Origin of the sequence: Slackia isoflavoniconvertens (genome assembly GCF_003725955.1) — a bacterium.
Classification (GTDB): Bacteria; Actinomycetota; Coriobacteriia; order Coriobacteriales; family Eggerthellaceae; genus Slackia; species Slackia isoflavoniconvertens.
Map to the genome: position 1 here is coordinate 210,860 of NZ_QIBZ01000001.1, position 21,530 is coordinate 232,389.

At 59.5% G+C, this 21,530-nt stretch carries 22 protein-coding genes; 19 read left to right on the plus strand and 3 right to left on the minus strand.

Features of this window, described 5'->3' with window-relative positions:
- Position 1: 1 nt before the first annotated feature.
- The 7 genes from DMP05_RS00955 to DMP05_RS00985 all read left to right on the plus strand — a co-directional run bounded on the left by DMP05_RS00955 (position 2) and on the right by DMP05_RS00985 (position 9,104).
- Positions 2 to 868 carry an energy-coupling factor transporter transmembrane component T family protein gene (locus DMP05_RS00955; RefSeq protein ID WP_123218746.1) on the plus strand — a complete coding sequence of 289 codons (867 nt, stop codon included), beginning with the start codon at positions 2 to 4 and terminating at the stop codon, positions 866 to 868.
- Positions 865 to 2,364, plus strand: coding sequence for an ABC transporter ATP-binding protein (locus DMP05_RS00960; RefSeq protein WP_244594985.1), 1,500 nt, complete (start codon positions 865 to 867; stop codon positions 2,362 to 2,364). Before DMP05_RS00955 ends, DMP05_RS00960 begins: the two co-directional genes overlap by 4 nt.
- Positions 2,364 to 3,257, plus strand: a complete 894-nt coding sequence (locus DMP05_RS00965) for an ECF transporter S component (protein WP_123218748.1) — start codon at positions 2,364 to 2,366, stop codon at positions 3,255 to 3,257. Before DMP05_RS00960 ends, DMP05_RS00965 begins: the two co-directional genes overlap by 1 nt.
- 228 nt (positions 3,258 to 3,485) lie before the next feature.
- Positions 3,486 to 4,841, plus strand: a complete 1,356-nt coding sequence (locus DMP05_RS00970) for a cytosine permease (protein WP_123218749.1) — start codon at positions 3,486 to 3,488, stop codon at positions 4,839 to 4,841.
- Positions 4,842 to 4,989: 148 nt separating this feature from the next.
- On the plus strand, positions 4,990 to 6,096 hold the full coding sequence (locus DMP05_RS00975; RefSeq protein WP_123218750.1) for an S-methyl thiohydantoin desulfurase family protein: 1,107 nt from the start codon (positions 4,990 to 4,992) through the stop codon (positions 6,094 to 6,096).
- A complete protein-coding gene (locus DMP05_RS00980) occupies positions 6,089 to 7,177 on the plus strand; it encodes an S-methyl thiohydantoin desulfurase family protein (RefSeq protein WP_123218751.1) in 1,089 nt (362 codons plus the stop codon). Before DMP05_RS00975 ends, DMP05_RS00980 begins: the two co-directional genes overlap by 8 nt.
- A gap of 367 nt (positions 7,178 to 7,544) precedes the next feature.
- On the plus strand, positions 7,545 to 9,104 hold the full coding sequence (locus tag DMP05_RS00985; RefSeq protein ID WP_114616011.1) for a hydantoinase/oxoprolinase family protein: 1,560 nt from the start codon (positions 7,545 to 7,547) through the stop codon (positions 9,102 to 9,104).
- Positions 9,105 to 9,207: 103 nt separating this feature from the next.
- On the opposite strand, the gene DMP05_RS00990 is transcribed toward DMP05_RS00985, so the two are convergent.
- Genes DMP05_RS00990 through DMP05_RS09730 form a run of 3 tightly spaced genes read right to left on the minus strand, consistent with a single transcriptional unit; the run spans position 9,208 to position 11,836 of the window.
- Complete coding sequence (locus DMP05_RS00990; protein ID WP_123218752.1) at positions 9,208 to 10,383, minus strand: toxic anion resistance protein; 1,176 nt, start codon at positions 10,381 to 10,383, stop codon at positions 9,208 to 9,210.
- Between the two features lie 41 nt (positions 10,384 to 10,424).
- Positions 10,425 to 11,588 carry a 5-bromo-4-chloroindolyl phosphate hydrolysis family protein gene (locus tag DMP05_RS00995; protein WP_123218753.1) on the minus strand — a complete coding sequence of 388 codons (1,164 nt, stop codon included), beginning with the start codon at positions 11,586 to 11,588 and terminating at the stop codon, positions 10,425 to 10,427.
- A gap of 59 nt (positions 11,589 to 11,647) precedes the next feature.
- Positions 11,648 to 11,836 carry a hypothetical protein gene (locus DMP05_RS09730; protein WP_148039670.1) on the minus strand — a complete coding sequence of 63 codons (189 nt, stop codon included), beginning with the start codon at positions 11,834 to 11,836 and terminating at the stop codon, positions 11,648 to 11,650.
- 152 nt (positions 11,837 to 11,988) lie between these two features.
- Between DMP05_RS09730 and DMP05_RS01005 the strand changes: the two genes are divergently transcribed.
- The 12 genes from DMP05_RS01005 to DMP05_RS01060 all read left to right on the plus strand — a co-directional run bounded on the left by DMP05_RS01005 (position 11,989) and on the right by DMP05_RS01060 (position 21,528).
- A complete protein-coding gene (locus DMP05_RS01005; protein WP_123218755.1) occupies positions 11,989 to 13,185 on the plus strand; it encodes a putative ABC transporter permease in 1,197 nt (398 codons plus the stop codon).
- A gap of 8 nt (positions 13,186 to 13,193) precedes the next feature.
- Positions 13,194 to 13,787 (plus strand): hydrogenase maturation protease, encoded by a 594-nt coding sequence (locus tag DMP05_RS01010; RefSeq protein WP_123218756.1) that lies wholly within the window; start codon positions 13,194 to 13,196, stop codon positions 13,785 to 13,787.
- Positions 13,788 to 13,790: 3 nt separating this feature from the next.
- The gene (locus tag DMP05_RS01015; RefSeq protein ID WP_123218757.1) at positions 13,791 to 14,258 is read left to right on the plus strand and encodes a DUF2628 domain-containing protein; all 468 of its coding nucleotides are present in this window, start codon (positions 13,791 to 13,793) and stop codon (positions 14,256 to 14,258) included.
- Between the two features lie 568 nt (positions 14,259 to 14,826).
- Positions 14,827 to 15,414, plus strand: coding sequence for a bifunctional pyr operon transcriptional regulator/uracil phosphoribosyltransferase PyrR (gene pyrR / locus DMP05_RS01020; RefSeq protein ID WP_114614952.1), 588 nt, complete (start codon positions 14,827 to 14,829; stop codon positions 15,412 to 15,414).
- A 5-nt stretch (positions 15,415 to 15,419) separates the two neighbouring features.
- Positions 15,420 to 16,349, plus strand: a complete 930-nt coding sequence (locus DMP05_RS01025; protein WP_123218758.1) for an aspartate carbamoyltransferase catalytic subunit — start codon at positions 15,420 to 15,422, stop codon at positions 16,347 to 16,349.
- Positions 16,349 to 17,641, plus strand: coding sequence for a dihydroorotase (locus tag DMP05_RS01030; protein ID WP_123218759.1), 1,293 nt, complete (start codon positions 16,349 to 16,351; stop codon positions 17,639 to 17,641). The genes DMP05_RS01025 and DMP05_RS01030 overlap by 1 nt, the downstream gene beginning before the upstream one ends.
- A gap of 106 nt (positions 17,642 to 17,747) precedes the next feature.
- Entirely contained in the window at positions 17,748 to 18,542 is a 795-nt protein-coding gene (locus DMP05_RS01035) for a dihydroorotate dehydrogenase electron transfer subunit (RefSeq protein WP_123218760.1), read from the plus strand.
- Positions 18,542 to 19,456, plus strand: coding sequence for a dihydroorotate dehydrogenase (locus DMP05_RS01040; RefSeq protein ID WP_123218761.1), 915 nt, complete (start codon positions 18,542 to 18,544; stop codon positions 19,454 to 19,456). Before DMP05_RS01035 ends, DMP05_RS01040 begins: the two co-directional genes overlap by 1 nt.
- Complete coding sequence (gene pyrF / locus DMP05_RS01045; protein ID WP_123218762.1) at positions 19,450 to 20,160, plus strand: orotidine-5'-phosphate decarboxylase; 711 nt, start codon at positions 19,450 to 19,452, stop codon at positions 20,158 to 20,160. Before DMP05_RS01040 ends, pyrF begins: the two co-directional genes overlap by 7 nt.
- Positions 20,161 to 20,355: 195 nt before the next feature.
- Positions 20,356 to 20,664 (plus strand): integration host factor, actinobacterial type, encoded by a 309-nt coding sequence (gene mihF / locus DMP05_RS01050; RefSeq protein ID WP_114614958.1) that lies wholly within the window; start codon positions 20,356 to 20,358, stop codon positions 20,662 to 20,664.
- A 24-nt stretch (positions 20,665 to 20,688) separates the two neighbouring features.
- Positions 20,689 to 21,264: a guanylate kinase gene (gene gmk, locus DMP05_RS01055; RefSeq protein ID WP_123218763.1), complete on the plus strand. Its 576-nt coding sequence runs from the start codon at positions 20,689 to 20,691 to the stop codon at positions 21,262 to 21,264.
- Positions 21,265 to 21,267: 3 nt separating this feature from the next.
- A complete protein-coding gene (locus tag DMP05_RS01060) occupies positions 21,268 to 21,528 on the plus strand; it encodes a DNA-directed RNA polymerase subunit omega (RefSeq protein WP_114614960.1) in 261 nt (86 codons plus the stop codon).
- Positions 21,529 to 21,530: the final 2 nt, after the last annotated feature.

Genomic DNA, 21,530 nt, shown 5'->3' on the forward strand with positions numbered 1-21,530 from the left:
TATGACCAACGTTTTCCATACATATCACCCTGCAGTGGCGTTCGTCTTTTTGGCGAGCGCCCTTGCGCTGTCTATGGCGTGTCTGCATCCCGTGTTTACGGCCTTGTCGCTCGCGGGTGCCCTTGCGTGTTCGTGCGTGTGCCGAGGCGGTCGCGCCACGCTGCTGTCTCTTCGGTGGATTGTTCCGTTGTGCCTGGTCGTTGCCGCAGCGAACCCGTTTTTCGTTGCATCGGGCTCAACCGAGCTGTTCCGCATAGGGCAGCGCGCCATCTATGCCGAAGCGCTTTTGTACGGCCTGTGCTCGGGCGGCATGTTCGCGTCGGTGTTTCTGTGGTTCGCGTCGTATTCCTCCTGCATGGATTCCGAAAACTCGCTCGCGCTGTTCGGAAACGCCGCGCCCGTCGTTACGCTCATGGTCTCGCAGGTTTTGCGTTTGGTGCCGCAATTCGTTTCGCGCGGCCGCGCCATCGCCGACGTGCAAGACGGCATGAGCGCCGCGGCGCCCCGCACGAAGAAAGATGCCGCGCAGGGACGCATGCGCATCGTGAGCGTGCTCATGGGGTGGGGCATGGAAGACGCCCTGGAGCGAAGCTGCGCCATGCGCGCATGCGGCTACGATTGCGGTGCGCGGCGCACGACATATGCTCGTTTTCGCCTGGGCGCATCTGACACCGCGGTGCTTGCTGCGGTGGCCGCCCTCGCGCTTGCAAGCGCGGTGTGCGCGTGGCTGGCGTTTTCTGGCTTCTCGTTTTATCCCGTGGTCGCGGGCGTCGCGCCGTTTTGGCTGTATCTTCCCTATGCGCTGCTTATGTTGGTGCCTCCGGCGTTGTGGCTGCGCGATTGGTTGCAATGGAGGTCGTGCGAATGACGAACGAACACAATACCGCGCCCGCCGTGGAAACGCGTGGGCTTGCGTTCGCATACCCTGCGGGCAGCGGCGAGCCCGCGTTTGAGATTTCGTGGCCCGACCTGCGCATTGATCAAGGCGCTTTTTGCGTCGTGGTGGGTTCGACGGGTTCGGGCAAAACCACGCTCTTGCGCTCGTTGAAGCCCGAGCTTGTGCCTGCGGGCGCATATCGCGGCTGGGCACGCGTTTTGGGCCGTGTTGCAAGTGGGGAAGGCGTGCGGGGCGAGCAAGCGTTTACGGCGCTTGAGTCGGCGCAGTCGATTGGCTTCGTGATGCAAGATCCCGCCGCGCAAATCGTATGCGACACGGTATGGCATGAGCTTGCGTTCGGGCTTGAAAACGTCGGCATGCCGCAAAATGAAATGCGCAGGCGTGTGGCCGAAGTCGCGCACTTCTTTGGCATTGAACCATGGGTGCGCAAGAAAACTGAAGACCTCTCGGGAGGCCAGAAGCAAATCGTGAACCTGGCCAGCGTACTGGCATTGCGTCCGCGCGTGCTGCTGCTCGACGAGCCCACGGCGCAGCTCGATCCGAATGCCGTGAAGCAGTTCTTGTTCCTTCTGGGCCGCGTGAATCGCGAGCTTGGCATTACCGTGGTCGTCGCGACGCATTCCCCTGAAGATGTTGAGGCGTATGCGACGCAGCGCATCGATTTAGATGCGTCGGGCGCTCCTGCGCCGCGCGAATTGGCAGAAGCGGCCCTTGCGCCCCGTTGGGAAGCGCGTGCGGCGGCATGTGCGCATGCCGATGCGGCGATTCGCGTTCGCGATGCACATTTTCGCTTCGACCGCCGCGAGCCGTGGGTGCTGCGCGGCATCGATTTGAATATCGCGCGCGGTTGCGTGCATGCGCTCGTGGGCGGCAACGGCTGCGGTAAGACCACGCTTCTGCGCTGCCTGGCGGGCGTGTTGAAGCCGCAACGCGGCCATATCGACAACGCTCTAAGGTATTCCCAGGCCTTGCTTCCCCAAGATCCGAAGGCGCTGTTTGTATGCGATTCGGTGCGCGAGGAGCTTATGGAGTGGTCGACTCGCTGCGGCTATGGGCAGCGTGAAGCCGTAGCTATGGCGCGGCGCTTCGGGCTTGAAAGCTTGGGAGTGCGCCACCCGTATGACCTTTCGGGCGGCCAGCAGCAAAAACTTGCGCTTGCGAAGCTTCTGCTCGCGAACCCCGAGGTGCTCTTTCTCGATGAGCCCACCAAGGGACTCGACCCGGCGTCGTGCGCCGATTTCTCCCGAACGGTGCGCGAGCTTGCCGATGAGGGCAAAACGATCGTTTTCGTGACGCACGATCTTGATTTCGCGCTCGTCACGGCCGATTTCGTGTCGATGCCCTTCGATGGCGAAATAGCGTGCACCGAACCTGTTCAGGCGTTCTTTGCAAACAACATCGTCTATCGCCCGAACGCCGAAAGCCGCCTTTTCGGCGAAATTGCGGCAGAAGGCGGGCGTGCATAATGGGAGCGGCACACGGGAATGCCGGCGTTCACACTCGCATCGCGGCCGAAATCGTCGCCATTTTCGCCACGCCTGTTGTGTTGGCGGTGTGCGCCATCGCGAATTTCGAGCAGACCGCCTTGCTCACGCTCGTCGTGGTGCTTGCGAGCATAGGTGTCTTTTTCGCGAGCTACGAGGCGTCGCGCCCCCGTCTGAGCGACATCATGCCCACGGTAGTGTTGGCCGCCCTTGCCGCAGCGGGCCGCATCCTGTTCGCGCCCATTCCCGATTTCAAACCGGTGAGCGCCATCGCGATTATCGCCGGCGTCGCATTCGGGCGTAAAAGCGGGTTCATGGTGGGTGCTTTAGCGGCGCTCGCTTCGAATTTCTTCTTCGGCCAAGGCCCGTGGACGCCGTGGCAAATGTATGCCTGGGGCTTGGTTGGCTATGGGGCCGGGTTGCTCGCGATGGTGCCTGCAAAGCGGCGGGCGGTGGAGTCGAAGGGCTCTTGCTGGGCTCGTAGCGGGGAAGCGCACGGCATCGTGAGCGATTCAGCGTACCCTGTTGCGCCTGATGAAGAAACCGAAAGTGCCCTCTCATTGCCGTCTCGAGTGCGCATTGAGAAGGAAAACCGCGCCTTGGCCACTCGCCGCCTGATCGATGCGCATCCCACCATCGTGTACGCATACGGTTTTCTGGCTTGCCTCGGGTACGGCTTCATTCTGAATGCGTGGAGCATCTTGAGCTTCTTCCACGCTCAGGCGTCAGGATGGGCGGGCATCTTGGCGGTGTATGCGACGGCCCTGCCTTTCGATATCGTGCATGGCGTAGCGACGGTTGTGTTCTTGCTCGCTTTGTATGGCCCGTGGCGTCGCAAGCTCGAGCGCGTGCGCAGGAAGTTCGGTTTGGCGTAGGAGCAGGCAATGCGGCGAATGCTCGCCACCGAAGCTCATGGCCGCCTTGCCTTGGCGTGCAAGGTGAGGCGCGTCCACGCGCCCCGTTTTCGAACGGGACTCTGAATATTCTTCTGTAATATGCATTTTCTTGAATATGCTGTTATGACGTGCCTTCTTTCCTACATTCGTGCTTTAGTGTGCTAAACTGCCCGAATTATTGCCCCGTATGGAAAGAAGGAATTACCCATGTCTTCTGAACAAGAAGCCATGAGCTTTGAGACCGAGGGCCTGTACGTTTCGGAATCGGAACGTCAGGGTTGGTGGTCAATCGCTCGCATTTGGATTGGCAACGGCTTCAATGTCTCTACGCTTATTACTGGTGCCGCGCTCGGCGCGGGCCTCACGTTGTTCGATAGTTTCTTGGCTGCGTTTATCGGCTTCGGCATTATCGTTGCCTATATGAGTTTCGTGGCTATGGAATCGGCCGATGTGGGACTTCCCACGGCGCCCCTTTCCACGGCGGCGCTCGGCAAGAAGGGCGGACGCTACATCGTTGGCTTCATCATGGGCGTGTCGCTCGTGGGCTGGTTCGGCGTGCAGGCGGCCGTGTGCGGCGCGTCGTTCTCGGTCGCTTTCGCCGACCTTACGGGCTTCGAGATTCCTGTATGGATTTCCGCTGTCGTGCTTGGCGCGCTTATGCTCGCATCCGCGATTTACGGCTTCGATGGCGTGAAGTGGGTGAACACGGTTTCTGCTGTGCTGCTGTTCGTCATTTGCGTGTACGGCTTGGGCATTTCTATCGCGGGTACTGGCGCCGATTCCATTTTCAACTATGTGCCCGTCGAGGGCATGGGTTTGGCTGCTGGCATTAGCGTCTCCGTCGGCCTGTTTGCCGTAGGCGGTGCTAGCGTGGGAGACTTCACCCGTTACGCGAAAGACCGCAAAGCGGCCGTGGTTTCGAGCGTCGTTGGCGTGTGGCCGGTGAACATCCTTGTGCTCATGATGGGCGCTGTGCTCGCTATCGCCGTTCCTGAATCGGGCGGCGACATCACTATCGTGCTTTCGAGCATGGGCTTGGCACTTATTTCCGTGGTCGCCATCGTGGCTTCCACGTGGGCCGTAAACGTTGGTAACGCCTATTCCGCCGGTTTGGCATTTACGGCCATGGCGGGCAAGGGCGAGGAATCGTACAAGCTCACCACGATGATCGCCGGTATTGTCGGCCTCGTCGCCGCTGCTGTGGGCATCATGGATTACTTCACCACGTTTCTTACGTTCCTTTCGGCCATGGTCCCCGCGCTCGCTGGCACCATGATTGCCGACTACTTCTTCATTCGCAAAGGCCGCCCCGAGAACTTCAAGCCTCTCGAGGGCATCTCGGCGCCGGGCGTCGTGAGCTTCGCGGTGGGCGCCGTGTTTGCCATGGTGACGGGCGGCACGTTCGTGGGCACGCCGCTCGAAATGCTCGATTTCCCGCTGTTTATTGGACCTGTGAACGGCATTGTCGTTTCCATGATTTTGTACGTGATTATCTACAAAGCCATGAAGTTGCCTGCATTTGACGGTTCTATCGTGCTTTTCACGAAGAAGTCGGCTGAATAGGGTAGTCTGGAACTACTACGCTACAAGCCGCTCGCAAGGGCGGCTTTGCTTTAATCGGGGTGCCCCGCGGGGGCACCTGAAGGTAAGCGGCATATGTCGCAAAGTACCCTGCCGCGTGCGGCGGGGCTGAACTAGGAAGGGGGCTCGCGTGAGGAAAATCGGAATCGAAGATATCGACGACATCGCGCTTGGCTCATCGCTTTTGGGTTCGGGTGGCGGCGGCGATCCATATATGGGTCGCTTGGAGGCCATCGCAGCCGTGAAGAAGTATGGTCCGGTCGAGCTGCTTGACATTGACGAAGTGCCTGACACCTGGACCGTCGCGCCTATTTGCGGCGTCGGCGCTCCGAGCGTGTCGCTCGAGAAAGGCACGAACGGAGTCGAGTATCCCAAGGTTCGCGCCATGATGGAGCGCATACTTGGCCGCAAGCTCGATGCGTTTTTGCTTTCCGAGGCGGGCGGCATGAACTCCATGGTGCCTATTTCCGCCGCCGCTCGAGCGGGCCTGCCGCTCATTAACGCCGACGGCATGGGCCGCGCGTTTCCGGGCATTCAGCAAGACACGTTCACGCTGAACGGCGTGTCCACCAACCCCTTCATCATTGCCGATGAAAAGGGCAACTGCACGGTGCTCACGACCATCAACAACGACTGGACCGAGGAAATCGGCCGTGAAATCACCACCGCATGCGGCGGCCAGGTGACTACGCTCGCATCTCCCATGAGCGGCGAGAAAATGAAGACGAGCGTCGTCGTTGGCACAGTCGATTACGCGCAGAAGCTCGGCCGCATCATTCGTACGGCGACCGACGCCGACAATCCCGAGCAGTTCTTCCTCGGCGAAAGCGGGGCCTTCCGCTTCTTCAAGGGTAAAATCACCGACGTGCTGCGCGAAACGCGCGACGGCTTCAACTTCGGCCGCGTGACGCTTGAAGGCATCGGTGAAGACAAGGGCAAGAAAGCCGTGGTCGAGTTCCAGAACGAGAACATCTACGCCGAGGTCGACGGCGAAATCGTGGCTACGGTGCCCGATCTTATTTGTCTGGTCGATTCTGAGACGTTCGTGCCCATTACCACCGAGAACCTGAAATACGGCAAGCGCGCCCTCGTCGTTGGTCTGCCGTGCGATGCCGCATGGCGCACGCCTCGCGGCTTAGAACTCGCCGGCCCCGCGTGGTTCGGCTTGAAAGACGTCGAATATCGCCCCGTTGAGGAGCGTTACGCCGAGTTTTCGAAGGAGGAGAGCCATGCGTAAAATCGGCATTTCCGATATCGAAGACATCGCTTTGGGCGCAGCGCTTTTGGGCGCGGGCGGCGGCGGCGACCCCTACATTGGCAAGTTGCTCGCCATTGGTGCCGTGAAGGAATGCGGTGAGGTGTCGCTCATCGACGTCGACGAGCTTTCTGACGACGACGTCGTTGTTCCCGTTGCAAGCGTGGGTGCTCCGACGATTCTCACCGAGAAGGGCGTGGGTTCCAACGAGTTCACCAAGCTTATCGATATGGTGGGTTCCTACTACGGCAAGAAAATCACGGCCATCATGCCCATCGAGGCTGGCGGCGTGAACTCCATGTTGCCCATCGCCGCGGCAGCGCGCCTGGGCCTTCCCATGGTCGACGTCGACGGCATGGGTCGCGCGTTCCCCGAAATTCAAATGGTCACGTTCACCATTGGCGGTGTGTCGGCAAGCCCCATGCTCTTCATTGATGAAAAGGGCAACATGGGTCTTATGGAGACCATCAACAACAAATGGGTCGAGAACATTTGCCGTGCCGGCTGCACCGCATGCGGCGGCAGCGTGGTGTCGACCGAGTACGTCATGACTGCCTCGCAGGTGCGCGAGTTCGGCGTGCGCGGCATCGTCACGCGCAGCCAGGAACTGGGCCGTGCGATTCGCGGCATCAAGAACTGCCCCGAGAATATGACGCCCGAAGAATACTTCTTCGACTACACCGGCGGCTTCCGCCTGTTCAAGGGCAAGATTGCCGACGTGCTGCGCGAGACCCGCGGCGGCTTCAACTTCGGCAAGGTCGTGCTCGAGGGCATCGGCGAAGACAAGGGCGGCCATGCGGAAGTCGATTTCCAGAATGAGAACCTGTGTGCGACGGTGAACGGCGAAATTCTTGCCACGACGCCCGACCTCATTTGCTTGGTCGACACCGAAACGTTCACGCCCGTGCCCACCGACGCGTTGAAGTACGGCAAGCGCGTGCTGGTCGTTGGCCTTCCGTGCTACCACTTGTGGCGCACCGAGAAGGGCATTGAGCTGGTGGGACCGCGCTATTTCGGTCTGAATACCGATTACATCCCTGTCGAAGAGAGATGTAAGGGGTAGCGAATCCCGCCCGCGTATTCGATGCCGAGGGTTCCGCAAAACGCGGCGCGCCTAACGCTCGCTTTGCTCGCTTTGCGTTGCGCCTCGTTTTCTCAGTTTTTGAATAAAGAAGAGTGAGAAAAACGAAGTTTTGCTCCACCCTCGCCACCGAATACGCTGCATGTTTATTGTCCGTAGGCCGCCCCTCGCGCCGCGCCTGTTTCGAAGCTTCGCATTTCTCAATCTTCTTTTTCTAGAATTGGAAATGCGAGGAGCGACGCATAGCGAGCAAAGCGAGCGGTAGGAGCTCCGCGCTTCGCGAACAGGCGCGGCGCGAGGGGCGGCCGGGCAGCAACGTTGAATGCAACTTGAAGAAAGTTGAGGAGATATGTACAAACTTGGCATTGATGTCGGCGGCACCAACACCGACGCCGTTTTGATCGACGAGAATCTGAAGGTTGTCGCCGCGGTGAAGAATCCCACCTCGGGCGATATCTACGAAGGCATCATGGGCGCGGTTGACGCCGTGCTCGCCCAGGCGAACATCGATCGCAAACTCATCAAGCAGGCTATGCTCGGCACCACGCAGTGCACGAACGCCATCGTCGAGCGCAAGGGGTTGGCTCCTATTGCCATCCTGCGCATCGGCGCACCTGCTTCTGTGGGCATTCCTCCCATGGTCGATTGGTCCGACGATATTGCCGCGGTTGCCGTTGATACTGCCATTATTGGCGGCGGCTTTGAATTCGACGGCAAGCGTTTGGCCGACTTCGATGAGGCTGCATGCCGCGCCTTCTTCGAGGGCGTGAAGGGCAAGGTCGAATCGGTCGCCATTAGCTGCGTGTTCGCCGGCGTGCGCAACGATGACGAGCTCGCCGCCGCCGCGATTGCCCGCGAAGTGCTCGGCGACGATGTGCGCATTTCCATCTCGAGCGAGATTGGCTCCATGGGCTTGGTTGAGCGCGAAAACGCCACCATCTTGAACGCTGCGCTCCACCTGGTTGCTGAGCGCTTCACCGAGGGCTTTGCGAAGAGCTTGGCCGAGCGTGGCATTACTGAGGCCGACGTGTATCTGTCCCAGAACGACGGCACGCTCATGACTATTGATCACGCGCGCCGTTACCCGATTCTGACCATCGCATGCGGCCCCACGAACTCCATTCGCGGTGCAAGCTATCTGAGCCGCATGGATGACGCCATCGTCATTGACGTGGGCGGTACCACCACCGACCTGGGTGTTCTGCAGGCCGGCTTCCCGCGCGAGAGCGGCGTTGCCGTGACCATCGGCGGCGTGCGTACTAACTTCCGCATGCCCGACGTTATCTCCATCGGTTTGGGCGGCGGCTCCATCGTTCGCGAGCACGAAGACGGCACCGTGACCGTTGGCCCCGATTCCGTGGGCTATGAAATCACCAAGAAGGCGCTCGTGTTCGGCGGCGACACCCTTACCGCAACCGACATTGCGGTGCGCCTTGGCATGGCCGAAGTGGGCGATGCGAGCAAGGTCGCTCACATCGACGAGGAGTTTGCCAAGAAGGCCATGGCCGTTATGCGCGAGATGGTCGAAGAGGGCATCGATATGATGAAGGTGTCCAACGATGACATCGACGCCATTCTGGTGGGCGGCGGCTGCATCATTCTGCCGACCGATCTCGCTGGCACCGCGACCTGCGTGAAGCCCGAGTTCTCGGGATGCGCGAACGCGATCGGTTCCGCCATCTCGAAGGTGAGCGGCACCTATGAGGCGCTCGTCGATTATGACGAGACCCCTCGCGATCAGGCGCTCGAGGCCGCTCGCGCTGCCGCGATCGAGGCTGCTGTCGAGGCTGGCGCTGTGCGCGAAACCGTCGAGATCATCGATTCCGAAGACGTTCCGCTGCAGTATTACCCCGGTCATACCAACCGTGTGAAGGTGAAGGCTGCGGGCGATTTGAGCGCAGCTCTCTAAGCCGCAAGCCATTAAAAGCAAAGGCGCCGTCCCTGCGAGAGGGGCGGCGCCTTTTTCGTGCGGCACAAACGCGTGGCACGTGATGTGGTGAAGTGGGGTCGGCTTAAGGAAGCTGCGGAATTTCGAGCATCTTTTGTTTGAGCTCGGCCTCGATGCGGCGCATCTCCACTTCGGCCTCGGCGCGCTTCTGGCGGCCTTCGGCCTGAATTTGCAGCACCTCGTCGAACGTCTTGATAAGCGTTTCGTTAGTCTGCTTCAGCGTTTCGATATCGACGATGCCGCGCTCCGATTCTTTCGCCACCTCGACGGTGGAGGAGTGCAGCATCTCGGAATTCTTCTTCAGCAAATCGTTCGTCATGTTGGTGACGGCGGTTTGTGCGCGCACGGCCTCTTGTGAATTCGCGATGCCGAGCGCCAGAACCATCTGGCTTTTCCACAGTGGAATGGTATTCACGATGGTGGTTTGGATTTTCTCGACCAACGTGATTTCATTGTTTTGCACGAGACGAATCTGCGGTGCGGTTTGCATGGCGATGGTGCGCGTGAGGTCGAGGTCGGAAAGCTTCTTCTCGAAGCGCGTGCACATGGCGTCGAGGTCTTGTGCGGCTTGCGCGTCTTCAGCGCGACCCGTGGCTTTCGCCTTGTCCACGAGTTCCTTCAGCTCGACTTCGCGCACTTCAGCGAGTTTTTTCTTGCCGGCCAGAATGTACATGGTGAGCTCTTTGAAGTAGGCAAGATTGAGCTCATACATCTTGTCGAGCGTGGCGGCGTCTTTCATAAGGGTCATCTGGTGGCCCTGCAGCGCTTTCACGATTTTGTCGACGTTGGCCTCGGCCTTGTCGTAGCGGGCGCGCAGCGATTCGATTTTGTTGGCGCCTTTCTTGAAGAAGCCGAACAGGCCCTTCTCCTCGGTCGCATCGAAGCTGCGCAGCTCGGTCACGGCATCGCTAAGAAGGCCACCGACCTCGCCTAAGTCTTTCGTTCGCACGCTTTCGAGCGCTGTGTCGCTGAAATCGGCCATTTTCTTTTGGGCGCCGGCGCCGTACTGCAGAACCATCGCGGTGTCGCGCACGTTGATCTGCTGCGAGAAGCTTTCTACCATCTTCTTCTCTTCTTCGGTCAGCATGCTGTCGTCGAGCTTTGCGGGTACTTCGGCGGCATCGCTCGCGGGAGCTAGGGCGTCGCCGCTCGTGTTAGCGAGCGTGGGCACCGGCGCGGCATCGAGCGTCGGCGCGAGCGTGAGCTCGACGGTGGGGGTTTCGGTTTTGACGTCGGTCATGGTTGTGCCTTTCTTTGAGACTCGCGCGCCCCTAGAGGGGGCTATTCGCTCTTTTGCTTATCGAACGGGCTTTCTACCAGGCCTTCCTGTGCAAGCACGGTATGCAGCACCGAAATGTCTGAGGAAACGTCGATTGCCATATCGCGGAACACCGAATCGAGCAGCTTCTCGAATGCGACGTTCAGGCTGTCGAGCGCGCCTTCGATCTCGCGTTTCGACTGCGAGATGGTTTCGCTTTGGATAGGCTGCGCGTCCAGGTCGCGGTAGGCATCAAGAAGTTTGACCGTGGTTGGCAGGTAGTAATCCATCAAATGGTCCAGGTCGTCGATGACTTCGGGCCGCTCGGCCGCGCGATCGAAAATCGTACGTACCACGTGTTCGATCTGGTCGATCTTCTTGCTGAATTCCGGGTTTGGAATTGCCTTGTTGCTCTCGCGAATTTGCGCGATATAGGCATTTCCACGTGCGAGCAAGGCTTGCGTTTCGGCGTCAAGCTGCGAATGCTCGCTTTGCGTGAGCGCTCGCTGCTGTTTCTTTTCGAGCGCCTTGCCGCGTGCCTGGCGGTATTGCTGATAGGCGTCGTTGGTAAGCGCCAGGAAGTTTTCGCCGTCGCCGAGTGCCGCCTGCTTGAAAAGCCCGTGCGAGAGCATCGCCTTCACGTTTTGGCGCACGCTTTCGGTTGTATCGGCGGTGCTGGCCGCGATTTCGTCGAGGTAGCAGAAATCGCGCAGGCCAATGGCGTCGCGGTAGCGCTCGAAGCGGTTTACGAGGTTCAGGCGTTTAATGCCCATCGCGAACAGAGCGCCGCCTGCGACCGTCGCCGCAGCAAGAATACTTCCCACAAGAATTGAGCCCGCGCTAATCATGAAGCCCGCGCCAATCGTGAAAATTGTGCCAGCGAGGCCCGGTACGCCCAAAACAACGCCCCAACCGACGAGCGCGATGCCAACGCTGCGTTGCCCGCTGGGGTTCGCGTAAATCGTTGCCATCTGTTCTTCGCGACGCTTCTTGGCCTGTGCGAGGGCATATTGTTCCCGGCCTCGTCGAATACCATCCGATGCAGAGCTTAGGCTGCGCGCGATTCCCTCGGCGGCGATGCCGATGCTTTTTTCGATGGTTGACTGAAGATTGCTGAAATCTTGCGAGTCCACGGCGTTTTGCACCGCATTGAAAATCTGGTCGCCGATGTTTTTGGAAGAAGCCATAGCTGCCTCTCTGGAAGCGAATAATGCGTACGTGTTCGTACTTGTTTCTTACGCCGATTCTATCGCAAGAAGGTAACGGTGACGTAACCAACTTGGCGGTGCGTGACGATGCCGTAACCAAACCGGTGCAGCGCGTTGCGCGGCATCGCACTCGAACCATGCAGGTTCCGATGCATTTTGCTTTCACGATTGCGTGTTGGGTTGCGTTGTTCGGTCGCTGTTTTCGCCCCGATTCCCGATTGCATCATGCGATGCGGCACATTTCTGCGACGCGGTATTCGCCTGGGCAACTTGGCTTTTGAGCGAAGAACGGTTGTCTGCGTGCTTTTGATGCGCTGTTCATGGTTATTATAGGAGCATTGTTGTGCATGCTTAAAAGACTGGGAAGGGCCCAAGGTATATGACCGCATCGAATTCGCTTGCGACGCCTCCAAAAAAGAAACTCCCGCTGCTGCTTAAGATATATGCGGTTGCGCTTATCGCGCTCTCGGTAATCTCGATTCCGATTGCGGCGATTTTGGGCTTCTACCTGCCGTCGCTTACTAGTGATGCCGGAACGCCGATCGACACGACGACCCTCGTTATCGCCATAGTTCAAATCGCTCTTACGGGCGTTGGCGCGATTATGTCCATTGTTTTGGGCGTGCGCATGCTTCGCGACCGCCGTCGCGGTGCGCGCATTGCGGCTGAAATTCTCGTAGCGATCAACGTCGCCGTTATGGTGTGCGAGGTCATGCTTTCGGGCTTGCATGGCCCGGGCCTCTATGAAGTGCTGCATTTGGTGTTCCTCGTCGCCCTGTTGTCGTATATCGACCCCTCTCTTTCGGAAGAGCGCCGCCTTCAGCGCAAGCTGGCCGACCTTGAGACGCGCGAGCGTGCCGAAGATGGAACCCTCGGCCGCGACGAGACGGGCAAAGGCTATATCGAGCTGAACTTCTTCAACTTGTTCTGGATTTTCGTGGTGTGCTGCGTACTCGGTTTGATTATCGAGGTCGTCTATCACATGGCCGTTGTTGAACCGGGCGTCTACCAAGACCGTGCGGGTCTTCTGTATGGACCGTTTTCGCCGATCTACGGTATTGGGGCGGTGCTCATGACCATTGCGCTCAATCGTTTCCATAAAGCCAATTTCCTCGTGATTTTTTTGGTGAGTGCCGTCATCGGCGGCGCGTTCGAGTACTTGGTGAGCTGGTTCTTCCAGTTCGCATTCGGCATTATGGCCTGGGATTATACGGGCACGTTCCTCTCTATCGACGGCCGAACCAACGGCATGTTCATGGCCATGTGGGGCGTTTTGGGCTGCGTGTGGATCAAGCTGCTTTTGCCGCGCATGCTCAAGGTCGTGAATGCGATTCCCTGGAAATGGCGATACGGTCTTACCTCGGTGTGCGCCCTGCTCATGCTCGTCAACGCCGTTATGACCATGCTCGCGTTCGACTGTTGGTATCAGCGCGAGGCTGGAATGGAGCCGGTGAACGCCATGGAGCAATTCTTCGAGGAATATTACGGCAACGATTTCATGGCCGATCGCTTCCAGAGCATGACCATTGACCCGAGTCGCTCGACGCGTGTGACGCCCGTGGAACTCGGCCAGTAGGGGGATTGATGAAAATCGCGATTCTCTGCATTGGCAATCGCCTTATGCTTGACGACGGTGTGGGTCCGGCGGTGTACGACGCGCTTGAAGCGGGCTATCGTTTCGGCGACGATGTCGCGCTCTATGATGCAGGGTGCATGACTATGGATTTGTTGCCGCATGTGTGCAAAGCCGATTTCGTCGTCGTCGTTGATGCGGTAGACGGAACGGGCGAGCAGCCTGGCACGGTATTTCGTTTCGCCCCGGGCGACATCGCGGGCCACGGCGTCATGCAGTCGTTGCACGACATGCGCCTGTCCGATTTGCTCGCGTCTGCATCGCTTTTAGGCCACGAGGCCGATGGCGTGTGCTTCGGCATTCAGGTGGAGAACATGAGCCCTGCGAGCTTTATCGAGGGCCTCACGCCTCGGGTTCATGCGGCTTTGCCCCTGCTTGTCGATTCAGTGCTCGCCGAGCTTGTGCGTCTGGGCGTGCAATTCCATAACGCCGACGGCACTTCCTTTGTGCCGCCTTCGCCAAGCGACGCCGAGCGCGTTGATGCTATCGAGGCAATCGAGCCCGCGAAGCCTGCCGATTTCGGATTTTCGACCCGTAAGGAATAGATTGTGAGCAAACGCAACGAGGCGGCGCAGGGCGCGCCAGTCATCACGGAAGAGCAATATGCTGCCGAAGAGCGCCTTTTGCAGGGCGTGCCGCGCGTGAATATCGGCGCGCTGTTCATGCCGCCCATCTGGGGAGCAGCACATGGAATGTGGGCGACCATCATCTTCTATCCGTTGTGGATCGTGGCCGATACGTGTTTCGTGAACGCCATCGCCTTCCATACACCCGTGGCCATCGCGCTGGGCATTCTGGTATTCGCCATGCTTACGGCGGGAACGGTGGCGTTTTCCGTCGCCTCGCAGCCGTTCGCGCTCCATCGCGCCTTGAGCAGAGGGGCATCGAAGGAAACCTATCTGAAACGTCAAAAAATCTGGGCCGTTGCGAGCGTTGTCGTGGGACTTATCGCCATTGCGCTTGCGACGTATTACAACCTGTTCATGAACCCGAAGCTCGCAGGCTTGCTGGGGTAGGGCAGGGCATTCTGCCTCGCTCAACTCGGCAAGCTCGATTATGGGATTGTTTGCCGCGCGCGCCATGTGGTTGTGGCGTGCGCGGCATTGCTTTGCATTGGGGCCCATCGTGCCATTGGCATGTGCGTCAGTTGTCCCACCCGGCATAGGCCCGCGCTGAAACCCCCTGCGTTCAAGTGGGCTCTTTTTTCAAAGTTGAACGCAGCGAGGTGAGCGCATAGTGAGCCGAAGGCGAACGATAGCGAACCGTGGTTCCGCGCGGGCCTATGCTGGGCGGGACAACGTCGGTTTGGGCGATGTTGAAAGCCGATTCTCGCACGCGTCGCTCGCCATCATTTTCCGTAAATTCGCGCAAGGGGGGTTACGTGCGTGCGGGTGGGTGTGTATACTGACAAGCGTCCTTTAAGACGGTACAGAGAGACCGGCAAGGCACGCGATAGGCACCGATCGTGAACATAATGGTGCCCACGGAAGCCTTAGCCTGCCCTGGCCAAGGCATTTTTTTTGCCCTGGTGGGCCGGCAGCACGGGTCAGCTGTACGCACTCAGTCAAAGAGAGGAGAGTGTGTATGAAAGACGCCTACCAGGTGAAATCGATCGTGATGGATGAGTCCGAGATCGAGCGATCGCTTACGCGCATCGCGCACCAAATTCTGGAGGCGAACCACGGCGCGCATGAAATTGTGCTCGTGGGCATCGTCACCCGCGGCGACGTTTTGGCCAAGCGCTTGGCCGACAAGATTGCCGAAATCGAAGGTGAGCAGCCGCCTTTGGGAAGCTTGGACATCAGCTTCTATCGCGACGACTTCCTGACCTACCTTTCCCCCGAAGTGCACGGCACGCACATCCCGTTTTCGCTTGACGGCAAAACCGTCGTGCTTATAGACGACGTGCTCTATACCGGTCGCACCATCCGCGCCGCGCTCGACGCCCTCATGGATTTGGGCCGTCCTGCCTCCATCCAACTTGCGGTGCTCGTTGACCGTGGCCACCGCGAGCTTCCCATCCGCGCCGACTACGTGGGTAAAAACGTGCCCTCGTCGCGCGACGAGAACGTCCGCCTGTTCCTCGAAGAGGTCGACGGAACATCTGCGGTTGAAATTCTGGATATGAAGCCGGGCGACCGCGCGCATGCGGCGCCGCTGGGGGGTGAATAAGTCGTATGGCTTTCGAACACAAGCATCTCATCGACATCAATGAGTATTCCGATACCGACATCATGACGATTCTCGAGACGGCCAAAACGCTGTCCGAGATCAATCAGCGCAAGATCAAGAAGGTCCCCACGCTCAAGGGCCTCACGGTCGTGAACATGTTCAACGAGCCTTCCACGCGCACGCGCTCGTCGTTTGAGCTGGCAGAGAAGCGCCTTTCTTGCGACAGCCTGAATTTTGGCGGCTCCTCCACGAGCTCCGTGAAGGGCGAGAGCCTCATCGATACGGTGGAAACGCTCAACGCGTACAAGATCGACATGATCATCGTTCGCGACAAGCATGCGGGCGCACCGCGCATCATTTCCGAGCATACGCCGGCAAGCGTCGTTGACGCGGGCGACGGCAAGCACCAGCATCCTACGCAGGCGCTGCTCGACCTGTACACCATCTGGGAGCACAAACACGACTTCAACGGCCTGAAGGTCGGCATCGTGGGCGACATCGGACACTCTCGCGTGTGCGGCTCGCTCATTCCCGCACTGAAAATCATGGGTGCCGAAGTCACCGTTGTCGGTCCCGCCACGCTTATGCCGGCATGCCCCGAGGTGCTGGGCGCCGACCATGTGACGCCGTATCTCGACGATGTTTTGCCCGAGTTCGATGTGGTGTACATGCTGCGCATCCAACGCGAACGCCTCGAGGGCGCGCCGTTCCCGAGCCTTCGTGAATACCATGAGCTGTTCGGCCTCACGAAGAAGCGCGAGCATCTCATGCGTCCCGACGCCATCGTGTGCCACCCGGGTCCCATCAACCGCGGCGTGGAATTCGACAGCTACATGGCCGACCACCCCGAGCGCTCGGTCATTCTCGAACAGGTCTATGCGGGCATCTGCGTGCGCATGGCCGTGCTGTATCTGCTTTTGGGAGGTGCCGAATAATGGCAATGCTGCTTAAGAACGCCCGCGTTATCGATCCCCAGGTTGAGCTCGACTGCGTGTGCGACGTGTTGGTCGAAGATGGCAAAATCGCCCAGGTGGGCGAGGGCATTGCCGCCGAAGGCGCCGAGGTGAAAGACCTTACGGGCAAGGTACTCGTGCCCGGCCTTGTCGACATGCATGTGCATCTGCGCGAACCCGGCTATGAGTTCAAAGAAGACATCGCGAGCGGCACGCGCGCGGCTGCCCATGGCGGCTTCACGGGCGTTTGCTCTATGCCCAATACCGATCCCGTTGCCGACGATGGCGCGGTTATCGAATACGTGAAGAGCCGCGCTGCCGAGGTTGGCAAGTGCCGCGTGTACCCGTCGGGCGCCATCACCCACGGTCTGAAGGGCGAGATCATCGCCGAGATGGGCGACATGGTAGCCCATGGCGCCGTTGCCTTCACCGATGACGGCAAGGGCGTGCAGGACGCCGGCATGATGCGTCGCGCCATGGATTACGGCAAGATGTTCGGCAAGGTTTTCATGGCGCACTGCCAAGATAACGGCCTTGTCGCCGACGGCCAGGTCAACGAGGGCGTCGTTTCCACGCGCCTTGGCATGCTCGGCTGGCCAGCTGCAGGCGAGGAGCTCGAAATCGCTCGCGACATCCAGCTGTGCGAGCTCACGGGCTGCCCGTTGCACATTCAGCACATCACCACGGCCAAGGGCCTCGAGATGGTTCGCAAGGCCAAGGAATCCGGCCTGCCCGTGACCTGCGAGGTTACGCCGCATCACCTCTTCCTTACCGAAGATGCGCTGACCGATGCCTATGAAACCAACTTGAAGGTGAACCCGCCGCTGCGTACCGCCGCCGATGCCGCCGCTCTTATCGAGGGCGTTAAAGATGGCACGGTCGACGCTATCGTCACCGACCATGCGCCGCATGCTGCATGGGAGAAGGCTCGCGAATTCGAGCTCGCGCCCTTTGGCATGACGGGCCTCGAGACGAGCCTTGGCCTGGTGCTTACGAACCTCGTTGAGCCGGGCATCATCGACCTGTCCGACATGGTCGACCTCATGGCTGTTGCTCCGCGCGATATTCTTGGCCTGGAGCCGGTGAAGATCGCCGAGGGCAGCGTCGCTGACATCACCGTGTTCGACCCGAGCGTCGAATGGACCGTGGCCGTCGACGACTTCTGCTCGAAGGCGCACAATTCCGGCTTCGTCGGATGCGCGCTCAAGGGCCGCGCGACCGACGTGTTCGTCGGTGGCGAAGCAACGCTTTGCGACGGCGCTATCGTCGAATAGCAAACATGTGCGCGGGCGGAATCGTGGCTCGCTCGCGTATGATATATCGGGCAAAGGCGCGCATGCGCCTTTGCCCTCGTCTGTATTATGAAGTGAAGGGTTTTCCATGTGTGAATGCGAAGCGCATAACGGCACCCCGGCGTTTGAGGAGCGCGCATGCGTAGTCTCGAACGAGAACCTGGGTCCACGCCTGTATAAAATCACGCTGGCCGCTCCGAAAACCGCTGCGGCCATTCGTCCCGGCCAGTTCGTTCACATGCTGCTGCCGGGCTTCGGCGCCCATATTCTGCGCCGTCCGTTCTCGGTGTATGCCGCCAAGGGCGACAACGTCGAAATCATCTACCAAACGGTGGGCGAGGGCACGGCGTATTTGACCGAGGTTGAGACGGGCGCCGTATGCTCGCTTATCTCGCCTTTGGGCCGTGGTTGGCAGCCGAGCGAGGGCAAAAGCCTCATCGTGGGCGGTGGCGTGGGCGCCGCGCCTTTGTTCATGTTCACCGAGCAGCTCGTGCGCGAAGGCCGTGAGGTCGAAGTTGTGCTTGGTGCCCAAACTGCCAGCATGATGGTGACGCGTGACGACTATGCGAGCCTGTTGGGCCGCGATCCCATTGTGGCTACCGACGACGGCTCCCTTGGTTACGCGGGTTTTTGCACCGAACCTGTGCGCGAAGAGCTTGCGCGCGGCGACTATTCCGCAGTGTATTGCTGCGGCCCCACTCCGCTCATGCGTGCAGTTGCGGCTATCGCCGAAGAGGCGGGCGTGCCGTGCTGGGTTTCGATGGAAAAGCGCATGGCGTGCGGCGTAGGCGCATGCCTTTCGTGCGTGGTTGAAACGCAGGCGGGTAAGCGCCGCTCGTGCGTTGACGGCCCGGTGTTCAACGCGAAGGAGCTGGTGTGGTAATGGCCGTGAATATGCAGGTGAACCTGGGTGGCCTCGTTATGGCCAACCCCGTGACCGATGCGAGCGGCACGTTTGCCGCCGGTCGTGAATATTCCGACTTCGTGAACGTTGCAGGAATGGGCGCGGTCACCACCAAGGGCGTTTCGCTCAATGGTTGGGAAGGCAATGAATCGCCGCGCATCGCCGAGACCCCCTCGGGCATGCTCAATTCCATCGGTTTGCAAAACCCCGGCGTGAAGCACTTGTGCGAGGTCGATTTGCCGTGGCTTAAGAGCCAGGGCGTGCCGGCGATCGTGAACGTGTCGGGCCACAGCCTTGAAGAATACGTTTCCGTGGTCGAGGCGCTTGAAGAGGACGGTCAGGCCGACGCGTACGAGATCAATATCTCGTGTCCGAACGTTGACGCCGGCGGCCTTACGTTCGGAACGCATGTGCCTAGCGTCGAACGCGTGGTTTCTGCATGCCGCGAGGCTGCCACTAAGCCCATGATCGTGAAGCTCACCCCGAACGTGACCGACATCACCGAAATCGCGAAGGCCGCCGAAGCTTCCGGCGCCGATGCCATTTCGCTTATCAACACGCTTTTGGGCATGGCAATCGATGCCCGCACGCGCAAGCCCGTGCTCGCTCGCGTGGTGGGCGGCCTTTCCGGCCCCGCTGTGAAACCTGTTGCTTTGCGCATGGTGTGGCAGTGCCACAACGCGGTGAAGGTTCCCATTTTGGGCATGGGCGGCATTTCCACTGCAACCGACGCGGTGGAATTCATGCTCGCCGGCGCTACCGCCGTGGCCGTTGGCACCGCGAACTTCACCAATCCCCATGCGGTCGACGAGGTTATCGCCGGCATTGAGGCATATTGTGAAGAGCAAGGCGTCGCAGACGTGAACGATTTGATTGGAGGGCTGCAATGTTAGCAGCATTTGAAAGCATTCCCCGCGCCGAGCGCGTTATCGTCGCGCTCGACTGCCCCCGTGCCAAGGCGCTCGATCTTGCCGTTGCATTGCAGGGCAAGGCCAAGTGGCTCAAGATCGGCATGACGCTGTATTACTCCGAAGGTCCTGCCATCGTCGAGATCTTCAAGCTTTTGGGCTATAAGGTGTTTCTCGACCTGAAGTGCCATGACATTCCGCACCAGGTCGCAGGCGCTGCCGCATCGGCCGTCGAGGCGGGCGCCGACATGATCACCATGCATGCCGTGGGCGGCGTTCCCATGATGGAAGCCGCGCAGGCCGCCGTCGACAACACCGGCTGCGACACCGCGACGCTGGCCATCACGGTTCTTACGAGCATGGATGCTGCAACCCTCGCCGCCACAGGTGTCACGCGCGAACTCACCGATCAGGTGAAGACGCTCGCCTCGTGCGCGGCCGAGGCCGGCCTTTCGGGCGTTGTCGCTTCTCCGCAGGAAGCCGCTATGCTTCGCGAGCTGCTCGGCCCCGATGCCCTTATCGTCACTCCGGGCGTGCGCCCTGCGGGCGCCGATTTGGGCGACCAGAGCCGTGTTGCGACCCCGAAGGCCGCATTCGATGCGGGCGCTTCCCATATCGTGATAGGCCGCCCCATTACCCAGGCTGCCGACCCCGTCGCAGCGTTCGAAGCCATCGTTGCCGAGCTCTAAGTTTTCGTTTACCTGTGCATTTTGCGATTTAATTCACGAAATGCACAGGTCAGAGCCTAATATGTTGCCATTTCATAGAGAAAAGCGCAGTATTCGAATAATGCAGAACCGAATTCTTGAATAAGCGGTTTGATGTGCTATTATGCCGAATCGCCGTCATCGAAGACGGGTTTTTACTGAAGGAGTGAACAACGTATGGCTATCCCACAATTGAGTGCTGAAGAGCGTCAGGCCGCGCTGGAAAAGGCTAAGGCTGCCCGTATTAAGCGTGCGCAGGTTCGTGACGACCTCAAAAATGGAAAGCTGTCGCTGCAGGACGTTCTCGCTATGAAAGACGATCCTATCGTTGGTCGCATGAAGGTCTCCACGCTCATCGAAACGCTTCCCGGTTATGGCAAGGCCAAGGCTGAGAAAATCATGGGCGAACTCAAGATCGCCGAAAGCCGTCGCCTCAAGGGTCTTGGCGAGCGCCAGGAAGCAGCTTTGCTCGAGCGCCTCGCGTAATTCGATTTGAAGAAGGTCTGTGGCATGCAGCGCAAGGGCAACTTGTTTGTTTTGTCCGGGCCGTCTGGCGCGGGCAAGGGTACGCTGGTCAAGAGGGTTCTTGAGCGCGTGCCCGATGCGTGGCTGTCGGTTTCCGACACCACGCGCTCTCCGCGTGAGGGCGAAATCGACGGAGTGCATTACTTCTTCGTCGACGATGCCGAGTTCGACCAGCTGGTCGAAACGGGCGGTTTTCTCGAGTGGGCTCGTGTCCACGAGAATCGTTATGGAACGCCTCGCGCTCGCGTCGAAGAGCACATGGCCAAGGGCGGCCAAGTGCTTCTCGAGATTGACGTGCAGGGCGGTTTCCAGATTCGCGAGCAAATTCCCGAGGCCCATCTCGTGTTCATCGAGCCTCCGTCGCTCGAAGTGCTCGAAAGCCGGCTTCGTGGCCGCGGCACCGACTCCGAAGAAAGCATTGCCGTGCGTATGAAGAACGCGCGGGTGGAGCTTTCGCATAAAATGGAGTATGATAAGCAATTCGTGAACGATGATCTCGAAGCATGTACCGATGAATTGGTCGCATACATCGAGAGCCAAGCTAAGATGTGCGAGGAATAGCAAATGAGCATTATCGACCCTGAAATCGACGTCCTGCTCGACGAAACCGACAACGACCGCTTCCTGCTGTGCGCTCTGGCGTCCAAGCGCGCCCACGATATCAACGACATGATGCGTGGCCAGCGCGATCGCGCCATCCAACTTTCCAGCGCTGTCGAAATCGCCAAGGCGAATCACGTGAAGCCGCTTTCCATGGCTTTCGCTGAAATCGCTCGCGGTGAGGTTTCCTTCGATCCCGAGACGATCGATATCAAAGAGCACTAAGC